Genomic DNA, 17,258 nt, shown 5'->3' with positions numbered 1-17,258 from the left:
AAATTATAGGAATTTTCTTCATCTGCCTTTATGACTCAAACAAACGAAAAATTGCATCAAATAGCCCCAACTATCCTTGTTATCTTTGGAGGAGCAGGCGATTTAAGCTGGAGGAAGCTCTTCCCTGCGCTTTTTAGTCTGTACTGTTCTGGTTGGCTTCCTGAGAATTTCGCTATCGTGGCCGCCGATAAAAAATCAATGAGCCTAGAAGAATACCGGGAACATATACGAAACGGTATTGAAACATTTGCCACAGGATACGATAGTTCATTGTGGTCTTGTTTTTCTGAAAAAATCGAATCCTATCTTGTTGCCGATCTATCGGAAGAAGCCTTTTATGAGTCCTTAAAACATACCTTGCAACAGATTGCGACAAAATGGGATAGTGCGCCAAATTGGATTTTTTATTTAGCGATTTCTCCCACTTTGATTAAAACAGTCGTGACTCATATAGGTATTGCTCAGCTATCTGAAGCTCCTAGGGAATCGAGAATTGTTGTTGAAAAGCCTTATGGGCATGACTTAAAATCTGCCAACGAGCTTGATCAATGCCTTGGAAAGGTTTTCAAAGAGTCTCAAATTTTTCGGATCGATCACTATTTGGGGAAAGAAACCGTTCAAAACATTCTTGCTCTGAGATTTTCCAATGCCTGGTGGGAACCCATTTGGGATAGTCGTTACATCGATCATGTACAGATAACTGTGGCTGAAGAAGTTGGCGTAGAACAGCGTGGAGAGTATTACGAACATGCTGGAGCTCTACGGGATATGGTTCAGAACCACATGCTGCAACTTCTTTGCCTCATTGCCATGGAACCTCCCGTTTCTTTTGATTCCGATGAAATTAGAAATAAAAAGGTAGATGTCCTCCATGCTGTTAGGAAAATCAGTGTAGATGAAGTGCATCAAGTCGCGGTACGTGGCCAATATGGCAGGGGATGGATAAGAGGAAAAGAGGTCGTTGCTTATAGGGAAGAACCGGGAGTCAAACCTGACTCTTCAACGGAAACTTTTGCTGCCATTAAACTGTTTGTAGACAATTGGCGTTGGCAAAATGTCCCTTTCTATTTAAGAACAGGAAAGAGACTAGCTAAAAGGGTAACACAGATTGTGGTAACCTTAAAACCTATTCCTCATCAAGCATTTCCACCGCGAGCGCTAGATCAGTGGCTTCCCAACCGAATGATTCTTAACATCCAACCTGAGGAGAGTATCTCCTTGGTATTCCATGCCAAGATACCCGGACCAGTCATTCGTTTAAGTCCGGTCAATCTGCAATTTAAATATCAAGAGGCTTTTAAAAAAGGCTCTCCTGAAGCTTACGAAACGCTTTTGCGCGATGTTATCATTGGTGATGGTACTCTTTTCATGCGCGCCGATCAGGCTCAAGCCGCCTGGTCAATCGTTGATCCTATTCTGGAATTCTGGCAGAGTACCCCTCCAATAGATTTTCCAAATTATCCTGCCGGAAGCTGGGGGCCAGAAGCCGCACAAGTCCTTATTGCCAAAGATGGGAAAAGTTGGTATGAAGGAGGATTTTGATTTTTTAATTAGCTGTATTGTAAAAAGAAGCCTGCATTAATCAAATATTGCGATTCGGTTGCTAAATCTGCTGAGGTCAAAGGATGGCTTTGGAGCCATTCTTTGGGAAAAGTAAGGGAAATTAAGTTGGCGTTAACTATAATTTTTATTTCAGGCAACTCTTGACTATTCCTTACCCTATTCAAAAGAACTGAAAGTCTTAATAGCACTCCAAGTTTTCTCATAGCTTCTCGGTCTTCTTGCCTCAACAACTGAAGCTCGGAGAGTGGGAACTTTCTCCTATGGCTACGGACAAGAAAAGCGAGGCATTGCTGGTCTCTGAGAGAAAACCCAGGCATGTCAAGATGATTCAAAAGATATTGCCCATGCTTATGATATTGGCTGTAGGATATAAACAAGCCAATTTCATGAAGTAGGGAGGCCCAAACAATCATTCGCTTATGGAAATCCTCCTCTATTTTCCAATCCTTTTTCACTTTTTCATAAAAAGAAACAGAAAGAGCACGAACTCTTTCAGCTTGCGCTTCGTCAATTTGAAAACGGCTGATTAGATCTCGAACCGTTTTTTCTCTTATATCCTTCTGACAAAGCCTGCCGAGCAAATCATAAATCACTCCCTCTCTTAAAGCTCCAGATGAAACTTCCATGGTTTCAATGCCCAATGATTCAAAAATAGCTGAAAGAATCGCAAAACCACCAGCTAAGACTTGTTTTCTGTCCAAATCGATACCTTTAATCGAAAGCTTATCAATCTGACCGATAGACAGAAGATACTTTCTCAATTTTTTCAAAGAAGAGGCGGTAATGCCGCTATTAGACCATCCCTCTGCAATGACTCCTTGTTGAATGGCTAGGATTGTTCCACTAGATCCAATAACTCGTTGCCATCCATATTTTTTAAAGGATCCCACTATGGGTTCTAATTCTTGCAAGGCTGATATTTCGGCATTCCTCAGTCTAGATGCTGACACAATCCCATCAGGAAAAAAAGTTTTTGAAAAGCTCACGCAACCTATATAAAGACTTTCTACTCGCTGTGGAATAAAGCTTTCTCCAAGAATCAGTTCTGTGCTTCCTCCCCCAATATCTACCACCAATCGTTTTTGGCCATCGTCTTCCATAGAATGAGCAACTCCTAGATAGATAAGGCGGGCCTCTTCGTGTCCTGAGATGATTTCAATCTGATGCCCTAAGGCAGTTTCGGCAAGTTTTAGAAACTGCTCACTATTTTTAGCAATACGCAGGGTATTGGTGCCAACAGCTCGTACTCGATGCGATGGTATAGCTTTTATTCTTTCCCCAAATTTATTCAGAGAGCGAATAGCCCTCGTGATAGCTTCTGGAGTCAAAAACCTATTTTCATCTAAGCCGGCTGCTAAAGCAACAGGATCCCTAATTTTATCGATAGGTCGTATTGTTTCATTTTCCACCTGAACCACTAATAGATGAAAACTGTGCGATCCAATGTCAACAGAAGCGGCAAGATCCATAATCTATAAGTCGCAAAGATCTAGGGAGATTTAAAAAAGCACTATTTTTTTCGAATCCAAAGCTACAATGAGCCTATCTGATTACAAGTGCCACGCTATTTCCTTTATTCATTTTTAACACCCGCTATCTCTTAGTGGGTATCTGGAACTTTTACCGCTACTCCAAACTCTCTTCCAACAGCTAAGAAAAAGAGTTCCTTAAATTGACTTGAAATCCCAAGCATTTATCCATGAACGTGAACGGTGTTTTTGCTGATCACAGAAAAAATGAGGAATATAAATAAAAGTCCTATCAGAAACATAACGATAAAGAAATAGATATCCCCAGACGATATAGTCTTTTTTCTTCGATCTTCAGGGTTTTTCGATGTCATAATGAAAGGTTATGACATCTTATGTTAAAAAAAAAGCTTTTTTTACATATAACTTTTCTTGGTGATGACCGAAAAGATTAAGAACACAAATAATAGGCCGATCAAAAACATGATAACAAAAAAATAAACGTTTTCTGCTGCAACCGACCTTTTTTTCTTCTGGGGATCTTTTTGTGGTTCTCTGCCTTCTTTATTCATGGGATTCCTATAGAAAATCTTTAGCTTTTAGTTTTATTTCCCAATGTGAAACCAAAAAGAAGAGAAATAAAGCTTAGTTTTTACAGACCCCCCACTTTTTTAGCTATACTGGAATCATTGAACTCCCTCCATAGTTTTATCCAATGTTCTGGTGGAATTTCCTCGGCTCTTTTCTCCAAAGGAATTCCTAAAACTTTGTTGAGTTTTTTTCTCCGTTGAGAAAAACCTTTCCTGACAAAGGCATAAAACGAAGTTTTGTCCTTGGCTGTCAAGTTTACCGCTGTTCCCTTGGGTTCAAATAAAACGACCGCAGATAAGACCTTGGGTAGTGGATAAAACAATTCTTTAGGCAGCGTTCTCAATCGCTTAATATGAAAAAGAGATTGCATGAGAACGGAGAGGGCTCCATATTGCTTTGTTTTTGGGTTAGTTAGCAGTCGTAAGGCTACTTCATGCTGCAGGGTAAACACCATCCTAGGAAATAGCTCAGGAAGAAGTGAAAGTTTGACTAATAAGAGGGATGCAATGTTATAGGGAAGGTTTCCTACAAGAATGGTATCGTTTTTAGCATTGGGAAAAGGAAAATCGAGCGCATTGCCTTGAATAAGCTCAAATTTTGGATTAGAGCCAAATCTTTCTTGCAGGACTTTACAAAAGCCTCTGTCTATTTCTATTGCTTTCAAGGAGATATTTTCATTTAAAAAAAACTCAGTTAAAGCCCCTAGTCCCGGACCTATCTCGTAGACTTCTAGCGGCAACGGCATGCCATGCAGGCTTTCTCTTACGATCAACTTTGCCATGTTTTGATCGATAAGAAAGTTCTGGCTCAGTTTTTTGAGAGGAGAAAGATGGTAGGTAGACAACAAACTTTTAATCTGAAATAATGTCACAGATCCTAATCAAATATGTTAAAGAAACTGTATTGTTTAAAAATATAAAACAAATTTATTTGAAAATTTAGTGGTTTGTCTATATAACCAAACAAATTTTTATAATTGTTTGTCTCTTTATTTTTCATCATCATAACCGATAAAAACCATGACACCCACTAACAATCGTCTCCATACCCATATTCTTGGATATCCAAGGATTGGATCGAATAGGCAACTAAAATTTGCTTTAGAAGCGTATTGGAAAGGGGAAAGCTCACTGCATGACCTCATTCAGACAGCTAAAACCATTAAACAGGAGGGATGGGAAAAGCAACGCAAAGCTCAAATATCTATCGTCTCATCCAACGATTTTAGTTTTTATGACCATGTTTTAGATGCCATCTGCCTCATAGGAGCCATACCGAGCCGGTTTAAAAGAGGCAATGGTCCTATTTCTCTAGATCTTCTTTTTACGATGGCAAGAGGCATGGAAAAAGCAAGCGCAGAAGAAAACACCATTCCTCAGCCCATGGAGATGACCAAATGGTTTGATACCAATTATCATTATATCGTTCCTGAATTTGAAAAAGATCAACATTTTTCATTAGGATCCTCAAAACCGTTCGAGGAGTTTAAAGAAGCAAAATATCTTGGCTATCTTTCTAAACCGATTCTTTTAGGACCTATTTCCCTCCTCTTTTTAGGTAAAAAAAAGGATCCATCGATAAAAAATGCTGAGCTTTTCGAGAAGATTCTTCCTCTCTACGAAGAAATTTTGAAGGAATTCTATAGCCTTGGCGCTGATTGGATAGAGTTCGATGAACCAATTTTGACCCTTGATATTCCCACCGAATGGCAGAAAGCCTTTTATGATGTTTACCCTAGGCTTAAACAGAAAGTGCCTGCGCTGAAAATTCTTTTGGCTACCTATTTTGGTCCTTTGAAGGAAAATAGAGAAATAGTCGTTTCCATTCCCATCGACGGTTTCCATTACGATTGGACTCGTGGTGGACAGGAACTCTACGGTTTGCTACAGAACTGGGATAAAAACAAAGTTTTTTCCCTTGGCATCGTCGACGGAAGAAATATTTGGAAAAACGATTTTTCCAACTCGTTGAAAGTTATTCATAGCGCTCTTGATTATATTCCAAGTGAATCGCTCTGGCTTGCTCCTTCCTGTTCGCTTCATTTTGTGCCTGTAAGTCTACAAGCCGAAAAGAAATTAAACGAAGAGCTTAGAGCCTGTCTTGCATTTGCCGATGAAAAATTGGAAGAGCTCAACATTCTTTCCAGTCTGGCCCTAATGGAAAATTATCAGAATGATGAACAGTTTAAGGAAAACCAAAAAGCAATTGAGAAAAGAAAGACCAGCAGCCTAATTCATGATCCCACCGTTCACGAAAGGTTAGCAGCTCTAAAAGAAACCGATCTTTCCAGAAAGAGTCCTTATAGAGTTAGAAAAGAACTTCAACAAAAAAAACTGCGGCTACCTCTTTTCCCGACCACTACCATCGGCTCTTTCCCGCAAACTGCAGAAATCAGAAGAATCCGTTCGCGATACCGGCATGGGTCTATCTCTCAAGAAGCCTATGAAACTTTTATAGAAGAAGAGATAAAACGGGTGGTAGAGTTACAAGAGGAAATCGGATTAGACGTTTTAGTTCATGGGGAATTTGAAAGAACGGACATGGTCGAATATTTCGGTGAAAAACTCAATGGGTTTCTTATCACTGAAAACGGATGGGTCCAAAGCTATGGATCTCGCTGTGTGAAGCCTCCAATCATTTTTGGGGATGTATCCAGAAAAGAGGCTATGACGATACGATGGTCCAAGTTTGCCCAATCCCTCACAAAAAAACCCATGAAAGGCATGCTTACTGGACCCATTACCATGCTACAATGGAGTTTTGTCAGAGACGATCAACCAAGAAAAATAACAGCCAAGCAGATTGCCTTAGCAATACGAGAAGAAGTTAAGGAACTAGAAAAAAATGGGATTGGAGTCATTCAGATTGATGAACCTGCTTTAAGAGAAGCTTTACCTTTGCGCAAAATCGACTGGGAAGACTATTTTCAGTGGGCTATTGAGAGTTTCCGCATCGCTTCTTGTTGTGTGGAAGACTCTACCCAAATCCATACCCATATGTGTTATTCTGAATTTGGCGATATCCTTCAAGCTATAGCCAAGCTGGATGCTGATGTAATTTCTCTGGAAGCTTCCCGATCCGGCTTTGAATTAATCAACTCTTTTGCAAAATTCAGGTATCCAAATGATATTGGTCTTGGGGTATGGGATATCCATTCTCCAAGAATTCCAACGACAGAAGAGATGCTAGCTACCTTGCGAAAAGCCCTATCTGTTTTACCCAAAGAATCATTATGGGTTAATCCGGATTGTGGGCTTAAAACACGAAGTTATCAAGAAGTGATCCCCTCTTTAAAAAATATGGTGGAAGCGGCACGAATTTTAAGAAATGAAGTTACAAAGAAAGCTTCTGTAGAGCCAACCATAGCAGAATCTCCATAAGAAGGCTCTAATCTATCAATCGAACATCATGATAAGATAAGAAAAAAAGAGAAGCAGGTGTACCGCTCCTTGGAGAATATTGGTTTTTCCTCCAGAAAAGGTAATCTGGCAAAGGAGTAGAGTCAAAACAAGAAGTGTAGCTTCGACCTGGCTAAGCCCTAGGATAAGCGAAGAGCTTTTCAACAGACTGAAAGCAAGGATCAGGGGCAATGTCAACCCAATGGTAGCACAGACCGATCCTAAAAGGATATTGACCGATCGTTGAAGCCCGTTATAAATTGCCGCTTCAATCGCAGTAAGCGATTCAGGAAGTAAGACAAGCAGAGCAATTAAAAAGCCGCCTACGACTTTGGGAGCTTTCATCTTTTCAATGGCATACTCGATTGGAAAAGCTAATTTTTCTGCAAAAAAAACAACGAAAAGCAAAGAAACCACCAGCATCAAGACGTGATAGAAGGGAAAGGAAGCTTTTTGATCATCCTTTTCCCTAGCTACAGGATTGGTTTCCATTTCATCCAAAAAAAAATATTTTCTATGCCTTACAGTCTGAACAACTAGAAAGAGCAAATAGAGAAAGAGACAAGCAAAAATATAGAAAAGAGTTTGAAATTTAGAAAAGGTTGGGCCCTGTGTCGAACGAGTGAAATTAGGAAGAATCAAAATGAGGACGGCTAGTGGCACAATCACACTAATAAAAGCTCTTGCACCCTCTAAATTAATTTTTTGTTCCTTATGATAGATACCTCCGACAAGCAAAACGGTGCCAATCATGCCACCAAGAATAATCATTATGACCGAATAAATGGTGTCTCGGGCAAAGGTTAAATTTTCCCCAGAAGACATGATATCCCAAATAGAGGAAAACTCTATAGCAGTGGCAGCAAATGTTAGTATTAAGGAACCATAAGGTTCTCCATAATGCTTGGCTAGCTTCTCAGCATGTTTAACTGAAACAAAAGAATTTGCCAAGACGAGGCTAAAAAACCAAAAAAACCCAATTAAAAATTCCTGAAAATTGCTTATTATAGTCAGTCTTTCTCTGACAAAAAAAAGCAATACAAAGAGAGAAACGATTGAAAATACAAAAGATTTATTAGCAAAAAGCAATGCACTTTTCTTCCCCCATACACTTTTTTTTATAGGCAGCATTCCTCAAACCCTTCTTATTGTTTTTTTAACTGTTTTCTAATATCTTTAGAAAGTAGATACCTTTAGAAAATTTCTATAGGCAGAACAAACTAAAAACTAAAACTAAATTTTTCAATACTTTCCGCTTCCAACATTTTTTATGTTGTAAAGACAAAGGAGTGAGTTCAATGATCCCCCAGCAATACCTTTTCCCCGATCTTCCTGAGGAACTAAAAGGCTTAGAAGATATTGCCTCCGATATGCTATGGCATACTGTTTCAGGTTCCCGAAGACTTTGGCGTAAAGTCAATCCACAACTCTGGGAGGCCACTTCCAATCCTTGGTTCATTCTTGAAAGCCTATCTAAAGAAAAAATGAAGGAGCTTTCTCAAGATGAAGAATTTCTCTCTCTTTTTCATTGCCAGTTAGAAGAAAGAAAACGTTATTTTGAGGAAAAAACATGGTTTGAATCAAATTTCCCTTACTTTAAAGGCAACATCGCCTATTTTAGTATGGAATTTGGATTGGGAGAAGAGTTGCCCATTTATTCAGGTGGATTAGGGATTTTGGCTGGTGACTACTTAAAGGCGGCAAGTGATCTGGGCCTTCCTGTTGTTGGCATTGGACTGCTCTATCAACAAGGTTATTTTCGCCAACTGATTGATTCTAACGGGGAACAAATCGAATTTTATCCATACAATGATCCGGCTCTCCTCCCTGTTTTCCCATTGAGAAACGAGTCGGGCGAATGGATTGCTGTCCAAGTCCAGCTACCTGGAAGAATGGTTACCCTGCGATCTTGGTGGGCAAAAGTTGGAAGAGTCTTCCTCTATCTTCTGGATAGCAATGATCCAGCAAACATCCCTTCAGATAGGACCATTACGGGGACCTTGTATGGAGGCGATAATGAGACGCGGATTTTGCAAGAGATCGTCCTTGGAATGGGTGGGTGGAAACTCCTTACGCAGCTAGGCATAGACTGTAACATTTGCCATCTTAACGAGGGGCATGCTGCCTTTGCCATTTTTGAAAGAGCCAAAGACTGCATGAAAAAAATGCCCTCTTCTTCTTTCTGGACGGCTCTTTGGGCGACACGCTGTGGTAATCTTTTCACAACCCACACTCCTGTTGAAGCAGGTTTTGATCGGTTTAGCCCTGCGCTATTTAAAAAATACTTTTCCGATTTTGCGCAGGAGGTACAGGTTCCTATTGAAGATCTTTTAGCTTTAGGACAACAATACAGGAGTCAAGAGGAGCCTTTTAATATGGCCTATCTGGCCATCAGAGGTTCTGCTGCTACCAATGGAGTCAGCAAACTCCATGGAAAAGTGAGCCAAAGAATTTTTCAGGGATTATTTCCTCGGTGGCCAACATGGCAGATACCCGTTGGATCGGTTACCAATGGAGTTCATGTACCCACTTGGCATTCGGTGGAAACAGATGAGTTATGGAGCAGCATATGCGGCAAATACCCTTGGAGACAACCGACAGAAACTCTTGGCGAAAAATTTCGATCTGCCAATGACTGCACCTTGCTAGAATGGAGGAAAAAAAATCGGCTCAAGCTCATCCTCTCCTTGCGGAAAAGATCCCGTTGTCATTGTGCCATGCTAGGAAAACACGAGCATACAATGTCCCAATGCGTCTGTTTGTTTGATCCTAATGTGCTCACCATTGGTTTTGCAAGACGCTTTGCTTCCTATAAAAGACCTACTCTACTTCTTCATGATAAGGAAAGACTGATGAAAATTCTTACGCACCCGCAAAGGCCAGTGCAATTGGTGGTAGCTGGCAAAGCCCATCCCCAAGATCGTATTGGTAAAGCGATGATTAAGGAGTGGACTGAATTTGTTGCCAGAAAGGAGCTTCATAATCGGGTGGTTTTCGTTGAAGATTATGACATGAGACTGGCCCTGGATCTGGTCCAAGGAATTGATCTTTGGATAAACAATCCAAGAAGACCTTGGGAGGCAAGCGGGACAAGTGGAATGAAAGTCCTGGCTAATGGCGGACTAAATCTATCTGAGTTGGATGGGTGGTGGGCTGAAGCATACGCCCCAGAATTAGGATGGGCTATTGGAGATGGTCAAGAGCATGATAATGATCCAGCCTGGGATGCTTTTGAAGCTAACCAACTTTATTCTATTTTGGAAAATGAAGTAATTCCTGCATTTTATGAAAGAGACGAACGTGGAATTCCTAAAAAATGGGTCAATATGATGCGAGAAAGTATCTCTCGGCTTACCCCTTATTTTTCCACCAACAGGATGATAAGAGAATATACAACCGACTATTATATTCCCCTTTGTCATGCAGCTGAAAAAAGAAAAGCAAAAGAGTGGAATCTCAGCCGAGAATTGGAGACCTGGAAAAGAACGGTTGCTTCCCATTGGCATGCAATCCATTTCGGAAACTTTAGTTTTGTTCAAACAGAAGGCCAGATTCAATTTAGCGTTCAAGTTTATCTTGATGAGATCCCTCCTGATTGGGTGGCCGTCGAATTATATGCGGATGAAAAAGACCATGCTCCAGCGTTTTGTAATATGATGGAGAGAGCTGAGCCTTTGGTGGGTGCTTTAAATGGATTTAACTATAAACTTGTAGTGGTTACAGACAGAAATCCAGGAGATTTTACTCCAAGAATTAGACCTTACCATCCCAATGCTTTTCTGCCTACTGAAGCTACAGAAATTCTATGGTATAGGTAGTTTAAAAATTTTTTTAAATGAAACAACAGGGAAAAAAAAGGAGAGTTAGCCCTATTCTTCTTTCCCTCCTTATTTTTTTTGCGATTTTGGTTCTTGGAGCTTTTGGCTTCATCTGGTGGGTTAATGCAATCGTTAAAAGCAAAGCTTTCGCTGACTATGCCTCAAAGATTGTCGAAAAATATACAGCTATTACGGGCAGTTTTGAGCCTTTTATGTTTTATGGATTCGGATTAGAAACAAGCTCCTATAAAGGAAAAGGAACGAAAGAATCACCCATTGCCTCCATTGCCATTGCACCACTGACCGTTCAATTAAGATCTATAGGAATTTTTGGGCGTCCCTGGATTATTCGTTCCATAGAACTTGGCGATCTCTCTGTTGTTTTACAAAATCCTGAACTTCCTCCCGAAAGGAAAACTGAAAAACTGCCAACTGCTGCCGCTTTAAAAAATAATAAAGAAAAAACTGTGTCGATTGAAAAGATTTCTATCAAAAACCTCAGTCTTAGTTGGCCTGCAACAATGGGAGGAGGTGGACAAGTCAATGGCATGGAACTCGATGTCCTGCCAAAAGAAGAAAATTGGGCTATCAATACCCATCGAGGCGTTCTTCTGTTAAGATCTTTCCCTGAATTAGCTTTCGAAAATATCAAAGGGCTCTTGACTAAGAGATCTTTTGAAGTTTCTGACGCTACCTTACATCTTAAGACCGATCCCAAAGCCACTGTCCTCATTCAAGGAACAATGGCCCTGGTATCGCCTCAAAAAACTCATTTGAACCTCTCTTTACATCAGATCCCACTTAATTCCATTTTATTTGGCTCTTTACGTAATGAACTCAAAGGGTATTTAGGTGGCAATATTGGACTAAACGCAGAGAGCGATATTGCAAAAACTTATCATGGAGAGGGGCAGATGTTTATTGATCAAGGACGTCTTGTCCATTTGACGTTTCTAACTAATATAGATTCTTTTTTAAATCTCCACCGTCTTGAAGATATTCCACTTACTGTAGCCCACTTCTTAATCACTCTAGAACCAAACACCATCAAGCTCCATCACATTAATTGGCAATCCGAAGACACAATGAAGCTGACTGGATGGGTGACTCTCGTTGAAAAGAACGTCACTGGTACTCTAATGTTAGGTCTTCGTTCTGACTGGATACAGAAACTTCCAGGATTAGGGGCAAAGTTATTCAATGCTGCTCTTGACGGGTTTTTTTGGACTGAAATCCATCTTTCTGGAACCATTGACGATATCCATGAAGACTTTTCCCCACGCCTGAATCAGGCTGTTCAGGGGATAATTAAAAAAGGAATCGAAAGAGAGATTCAAAGACAGGTCCCAGGAAGGATTTTCAGAAACATCATTCCGAATTTTCCTTAGGAGCTGGTAGCGTTTTTCTAGCTACCAATGCAAGTTTAATCCACCACCAAACTGGCTTTCCATCTTCCCAGCCAATTTTTAAAACTTTCTTTACTCTTTCCGAGGCTTCTTTCACCATCTTGTAAATGGCCTGTTGGTTTTCGACAGATGTTCCTCCAGAGCGGAAATACCATTCGATATCATCTTGTTTAAAAGGAATAAAGAGGGATTTAACAGGTTCTAAACCAGCCTCCCGACAATATTCTTTCCATTCACTTTCAAATCTATATCCTACATGACTGTAATCCCTCAGTTTTTCGACTCGGTCTAACCACTCATAAGCTTCCGATGCTCCATTAGGAACTGTTCCATCAATCAAAACGAAAAGTCCGTCTTTCTTAAGGACTCTAGCAGATTCACGCACAAAAGCTTTCTGATCGCCGAAATGATGCGCTGCATACCGGCAGCATACCAGATCAAAGGATTCATTGGGATACGGCAGCTTTTCTGCACTGTGGAGTACAAATTTTATGTCATAGTTTTTTTCTATGGCTGTTTTTCTGGCTCCTTCAAGCATAGTTTCAGTTATATCACAGGCGGTAACATCAAGACCATGTTCCGCAAGGAAAAAAGCCGTATAGCCATTACCAGTCGCTATATCCAATGCTTTCATTCCTTTTTGAAGTTTTATATCTTCAAAAGTCTTTTCTAAATCCTCCGTATTCTTCAGGATGTGACCTTTTTGATAGTAAGAAGCACAAGAGGAAAAATGGGATCGGGAACGCTTCTGACTTTCAGTAATATTGTTTTCAATTTTGCTCATTATAAAGAATAGAACAAAACTAATAGTCTGCGTCAATAATCCACTAAGGCTATGGCAATAATGATCCAGTCATGGTTTTCCAGAGAAGCTTGGGATTAGGCGGCGGCTCTTTCGAACAAAAAGAATCAATCGTTCTAATAGCTGCATAGATTTTAATCCATTTAGAGTCAACAGATCTCTTCTTTTCTAGGCTTTTAAAGATTTAAAGATATGGCAGTATGCAATTCTTGTTTCCTAATGCAGAATAGTGAATAAGAAAGAACACAAACTTCTCCGCTATTCCAGTCTAATGCCTATTAACTACTCCAATCATGTAGATTGCACACTTTCTGTTTCTAGTCAGTAAGTGGGGAAAAATATTCTCTCTTTAAATCTTTATGGGCTTGGCGGGATTTGAACCCGCACGGTGTTACCCACTAGATCCTAAGTCTAGCGCGTCTGCCAGTTCCGCCACAAGCCCAATGTTTCCTCTAAAAAACAATAAAAAGAAAAGAAATCGAAAAAAACTCTTATTTTTACTCCCAAACAAGGATTTATAATGGATTTATCTAAAATAAAATATTCAGACTGAACCCTTCTCCATTATATTACCAATTGCCATATCGGCCGAAAAGATATTTTTCGATGAACCAGAGCCAAGAAAATACAAAAAATAATCTCATCGGAAGGCTTTTTGTCGTTGGCACACCGATAGGTAATCTTGAAGACATTACCTATAAAGCGGTTAAAACATTGAAAGAAGTGGATATTATCGCAGCCGAAGATACCCGAAAGGCTCTCATTTTGATTCAAAAATGGGAAATCAAAAAACCTCTCTTTACCTATAATAAAATAAACGAAGAAAAAAAAGCTTCTAGCCTACTCAAAATCCTTCTCAAAGGAAAAAAAGTGGCGCTTATTTCTGAAGCAGGCCTGCCCTGTATTTCTGATCCAGGAGAAAGGCTCATTCATAAATGCATCGAAAATAATATACCTTTTGAAGTCATTCCAGGTCCCTCGGCTGTCTTACAGGCTCTCCTTCTTTCAGGGTTCAAAACCACTCCCTTTTATTTTGGCGGGTTTTTACCGATCAAAACCAAAGCAAGACAAGCTGAATGGCTCCAATCGGCAGAAAGACCGTACACCTCTGTGTATTTTGAATCTCCTTACAGACTTATTTCCTCCTTAGAAGATGCTCAACTAACTATTCCAGACTGTATGCTTTGCATCGTCAAAGAAATGACAAAAAAATTCGAGGAAGTCTTCAGAGGGAAACCAAAAGAGCTGTTGTTCCAATTACAATCTGTAAAAATAAAAGGAGAATTTAGTATCGTCGTCGATGGTTTTGGGTATGCAAAAGAAAAACAGCAAAAAAGATCGACAGATCCTTCTACTGATATAACATAAGAAAGATATCGACAGTGTTCTTTTATGGTCAAGTTAAGATCTTTTACGTACTTATTTTTTTTCTTACTCTTTTGTTTTTTCTCCCTTCAGTTGAGGGGAGAAGAAGCTTCTAAAAAAGAACAAGAAACCTTCATTCCCGATAAAAATATAAAAATTCTCAAAGTCCTTGAGATTCTCAATGATAAAAAACTAAAAGCGGGTGGGCTGCAATCTCTTATCTATGAAAGAGCCTATTGGAACTGGGGAGCAATTGTCCCATCGGATTTTCGAGCGCGTGCTGGCCAAATTTATATTTTCGCATGGAAAAAGAGTGGTAAACCAGAAGCCCTCACGGCAAGATTCGAATACAGACAGCTGAAGACAAAAGAAGAGGTATGGTCTCAGTCGATCTATTATCCACATGCTCATGGGGCCATTGATTCGATTTTTAAGGTGATTGGTGATGCCTATTTTACAAATGGAACGGTTTTTGCCTGGAGATTTTCTATATTAAAAAATAACGTGATTATTGCTCAATCTAAATCCTTTATTTGGTAAAAGTGGGAATAAAAAGTTTACATACGATTCACTGAATACATACATTTTGGAATCAGAAGGAAATGATTGGAAAGAAATTTTCTCATAAAGTGCACCGTTAAAAGGCAATGAAAGATGATTTTTGGCTATTCGCACAGCTTTTTTTAGCCGCCAAACAAAATCCTCGAGTCATTCAAGAAGCTATCTCTCTGTTCGACATTGTGCACAAAGGCGGATTGATCATGTGGCCAATCCTCTTTTGCAGCGTTTTGGGCTTAGGGGTTTTTTTGGAAAGGCTCTTTATGTACCGGCGGTGTGAACTACCCATCGAAGAATCGATAGCAGGAATTAAAAATTTAATTCACAAAGGAAATTTCGAAGAGGCCCTCCTTCGGGCCTCTTCTTTTTATGGACCGATAGGTCGGGTGATTCGACAGATTCTCCTTTTTCACTATCTGCCTTTATCAGAATTAAGAGAAGTAGCCAAAAATGTTGCCCAACTTGAAATTCCAAAACTAGAAGCTCACCTTCCGATTCTTTCAACTATTGCTTCCATCAGCCCTCTGCTGGGTCTTTTAGGGACCGTCAATGGGATGATCGAGGCCTTTTTGGCAATGAATAGAGCCTCTGGAACTGTTTCTGTCACCGATTTAGCTTCTGGCATATGGATGGCGTTAGTCAGCACGGCTGCTGGAATATCCGTTGCGATACCCACACAGATCGCCTATAATTTTTTAATTACAAGACTCTCTGGTATTCTTGGCGACATTGAACGGGTATCAACCGAATTAATCCATGCCTTGATAGAATACCGTTGGCAAAATAACCAGGGTTTTGAAGAAGACAACACAACCAATGAAATTGCGCCCAAGACTGAACCTTATGAGCGGCACAATTAATCCGGTGCCACTGGTCACTGTGATACTTCTACTCCTTTTTTTCTTCTTGCTTGGTTCTTCCTTTGTGACCCTCCCTGGCATTATTGTTGAACTGCCTAAAAGTCCCTTTGGAATCAGTGTTCCATTGAGCAATCTTATCGTATCGGTTTTTCTCGAACCTGAAAAAAAGGACACATCCACAGGCTTTGCTGCCAAAAGAGAAGTTCTTTTCTATGTCAACGATCAAGAATTGAATTTTGAGGAACTAAAAAAAATGATCCCTGAAATTGCCTCCCAGCATCCCAACCAAATGGTTATTATTAAAGCCGACAAAGAAGTACCTCAGGCCTATATCATCGAATTAACAAATCTTTTTTTAGCTCAGAATCTATCTGTTTTACTGGCAACTCAACCCGATGCAGAACATTAATTTATCAGAAACAAACAAAATTGATCGACCTTTTTATCTCCAACGTTCTTCTATCTTTTTTTGGGTTATTTGTTCCATTCTCTTCCATGTTTTCTTTCTTCTGTTTTGTAAAGTAACCTATGTGGCCCCACTCCAAGAACCTTTACCCAAAAGCCGCGTATATATTTTTTCTCCAAACAATACGACCCTCGATCCTTTTCTAACTAATAGGATCAACTTCCTTTTAAAATATAGAGATCCAATCGCTCTCATCCATCCAAATGCCAATGCAAAAAGACACCATAGCATGATCATGATCCAACCCCATCTGTTGCTTGCAAAAACCAATTTTCCTTCCCCCGCTCCAATTCCAGCGGATAAAGAAGTTGATTTTTTAAAAATAAAGACTATGTCTTTGGATCAATGCGCTAAAAGTTTTCCTTTATCGAAAGAAAGGCCTTCTTTTGGGAAAGTCCTACCGGTGATGCCCAAGAAATCGATTGTTTTTTTTGATGATATCTTAAAAAAAAGACTGCTTTGTTCTTGGGAACTACCTAAAATCTCCACCAATCTTTTATCCGAAGCAAGAATAACAAAACTGGTCATTTCTGTAGAACCAGATGGTATCGTCCATAATGCCCTTCTAGAAGAAAGTTGCGGCAACGAACAGGCCGATCTACTAGCACTATCAGAAGTGCGCAAGCTCCATTTTGCTCCAGATCCTCTAACGAAAAGAACCATTTGGGGAAAGATAAAAATTTTTTGGAGCTATAGTGACAACGCTCAGACTCGCAATGAGGCAATCCCATGATGCGAATCACTTTATCTGAAGCTTTTTTTTTCTATGCAACTCTTTCACTTGCTTTTCTATTCATTTTATGGCTTTTTTTTTATTCCAAGAGGCGTCGCTTGGAAAAGCGGCGCATTTTTATTTGCCGGTTCTGCCAACAAAAAGTAGAACTCGAACCTGGACAAATAACCTTACGGTGTCCAAGATGCAATGCTATTCAAAATGTTGAAATGAAAGTTTAATTAATAGT

13 protein-coding genes and 1 tRNA gene are annotated in these 17,258 nt (G+C 39.8%); 9 read left to right on the top strand and 5 right to left on the bottom strand.

Annotated features, from left to right (window positions below; genetic code table 11):
• Positions 1-30: 30 nt before the first annotated feature.
• The gene (gene zwf / locus A7Q09_RS07720) at positions 31-1,542 is read left to right on the top strand and encodes a glucose-6-phosphate dehydrogenase (protein WP_134390884.1); all 1,512 of its coding nucleotides are present in this window, start codon (positions 31-33) and stop codon (positions 1,540-1,542) included.
• Positions 1,543-1,550: 8 nt separating this feature from the next.
• Here zwf and A7Q09_RS07715 read toward each other — a convergent pair whose 3' ends face one another.
• On the bottom strand, positions 1,551-3,032 hold the full coding sequence (locus A7Q09_RS07715) for a Ppx/GppA phosphatase family protein (protein ID WP_134390882.1): 1,482 nt from the start codon (positions 3,030-3,032) through the stop codon (positions 1,551-1,553).
• A gap of 652 nt (positions 3,033-3,684) precedes the next feature.
• The gene (gene rsmA, locus A7Q09_RS07710) at positions 3,685-4,494 is read right to left on the bottom strand and encodes a 16S rRNA (adenine(1518)-N(6)/adenine(1519)-N(6))-dimethyltransferase RsmA (protein WP_134390880.1); all 810 of its coding nucleotides are present in this window, start codon (positions 4,492-4,494) and stop codon (positions 3,685-3,687) included.
• A 148-nt stretch (positions 4,495-4,642) separates the two neighbouring features.
• Between rsmA and metE the strand changes: the two genes are divergently transcribed.
• Positions 4,643-7,003, top strand: a complete 2,361-nt coding sequence (gene metE / locus A7Q09_RS07705; protein WP_134390879.1) for a 5-methyltetrahydropteroyltriglutamate--homocysteine S-methyltransferase — start codon at positions 4,643-4,645, stop codon at positions 7,001-7,003.
• A gap of 15 nt (positions 7,004-7,018) precedes the next feature.
• Here metE and A7Q09_RS07700 read toward each other — a convergent pair whose 3' ends face one another.
• Positions 7,019-8,152, bottom strand: coding sequence for a calcium:proton antiporter (locus tag A7Q09_RS07700; protein ID WP_134390877.1), 1,134 nt, complete (start codon positions 8,150-8,152; stop codon positions 7,019-7,021).
• Positions 8,153-8,319: 167 nt separating this feature from the next.
• Here A7Q09_RS07700 and glgP point away from each other — a divergent pair, with 167 nt between their 5' ends.
• Both glgP and A7Q09_RS07690 read left to right on the top strand, forming a co-directional pair.
• Complete coding sequence (gene glgP / locus A7Q09_RS07695) at positions 8,320-10,839, top strand: alpha-glucan family phosphorylase (protein WP_134390875.1); 2,520 nt, start codon at positions 8,320-8,322, stop codon at positions 10,837-10,839.
• A gap of 17 nt (positions 10,840-10,856) precedes the next feature.
• Positions 10,857-12,227 (top strand): hypothetical protein, encoded by a 1,371-nt coding sequence (locus A7Q09_RS07690; RefSeq protein WP_134390873.1) that lies wholly within the window; start codon positions 10,857-10,859, stop codon positions 12,225-12,227.
• Here A7Q09_RS07690 and A7Q09_RS07685 read toward each other — a convergent pair.
• Complete coding sequence (locus tag A7Q09_RS07685) at positions 12,208-13,029, bottom strand: class I SAM-dependent methyltransferase (RefSeq protein ID WP_134390871.1); 822 nt, start codon at positions 13,027-13,029, stop codon at positions 12,208-12,210. The genes A7Q09_RS07690 and A7Q09_RS07685 overlap by 20 nt on opposite strands.
• Before the next feature lie 378 nt (positions 13,030-13,407).
• Positions 13,408-13,489, bottom strand: a tRNA-Leu gene (locus A7Q09_RS07680).
• 164 nt (positions 13,490-13,653) lie between these two features.
• On the opposite strand from A7Q09_RS07680, the gene rsmI reads away from it, so the two are divergent.
• The 5 genes from rsmI (at position 13,654) to A7Q09_RS07655 (ending at position 17,029) form a co-directional block, all read left to right on the top strand.
• The gene (rsmI, locus tag A7Q09_RS07675; protein ID WP_134390869.1) at positions 13,654-14,415 is read left to right on the top strand and encodes a 16S rRNA (cytidine(1402)-2'-O)-methyltransferase; all 762 of its coding nucleotides are present in this window, start codon (positions 13,654-13,656) and stop codon (positions 14,413-14,415) included.
• A 24-nt stretch (positions 14,416-14,439) separates the two neighbouring features.
• Entirely contained in the window at positions 14,440-14,952 is a 513-nt protein-coding gene (locus A7Q09_RS07670; RefSeq protein ID WP_244228606.1) for a hypothetical protein, read from the top strand.
• A 107-nt stretch (positions 14,953-15,059) separates the two neighbouring features.
• Complete coding sequence (locus A7Q09_RS07665) at positions 15,060-15,830, top strand: MotA/TolQ/ExbB proton channel family protein (RefSeq protein ID WP_134390867.1); 771 nt, start codon at positions 15,060-15,062, stop codon at positions 15,828-15,830.
• Positions 15,814-16,239 carry a biopolymer transporter ExbD gene (locus tag A7Q09_RS07660; RefSeq protein WP_134390899.1) on the top strand — a complete coding sequence of 142 codons (426 nt, stop codon included), beginning with the start codon at positions 15,814-15,816 and terminating at the stop codon, positions 16,237-16,239. Before A7Q09_RS07665 ends, A7Q09_RS07660 begins: the two co-directional genes overlap by 17 nt.
• Positions 16,226-17,029 carry a hypothetical protein gene (locus A7Q09_RS07655; RefSeq protein ID WP_134390865.1) on the top strand — a complete coding sequence of 268 codons (804 nt, stop codon included), beginning with the start codon at positions 16,226-16,228 and terminating at the stop codon, positions 17,027-17,029. The genes A7Q09_RS07660 and A7Q09_RS07655 overlap by 14 nt, the downstream gene beginning before the upstream one ends.
• Positions 17,030-17,258 lie beyond the last annotated feature (229 nt).

The organism is Methylacidiphilum sp. Yel, from assembly GCF_004421185.1.
In the GTDB taxonomy this organism is placed as follows: Bacteria; Verrucomicrobiota; Verrucomicrobiia; order Methylacidiphilales; family Methylacidiphilaceae; genus Methylacidiphilum.
Note: the sequence above shows the minus strand (reverse complement) of the source record. Positions and strands in the feature narration are given on the sequence as shown.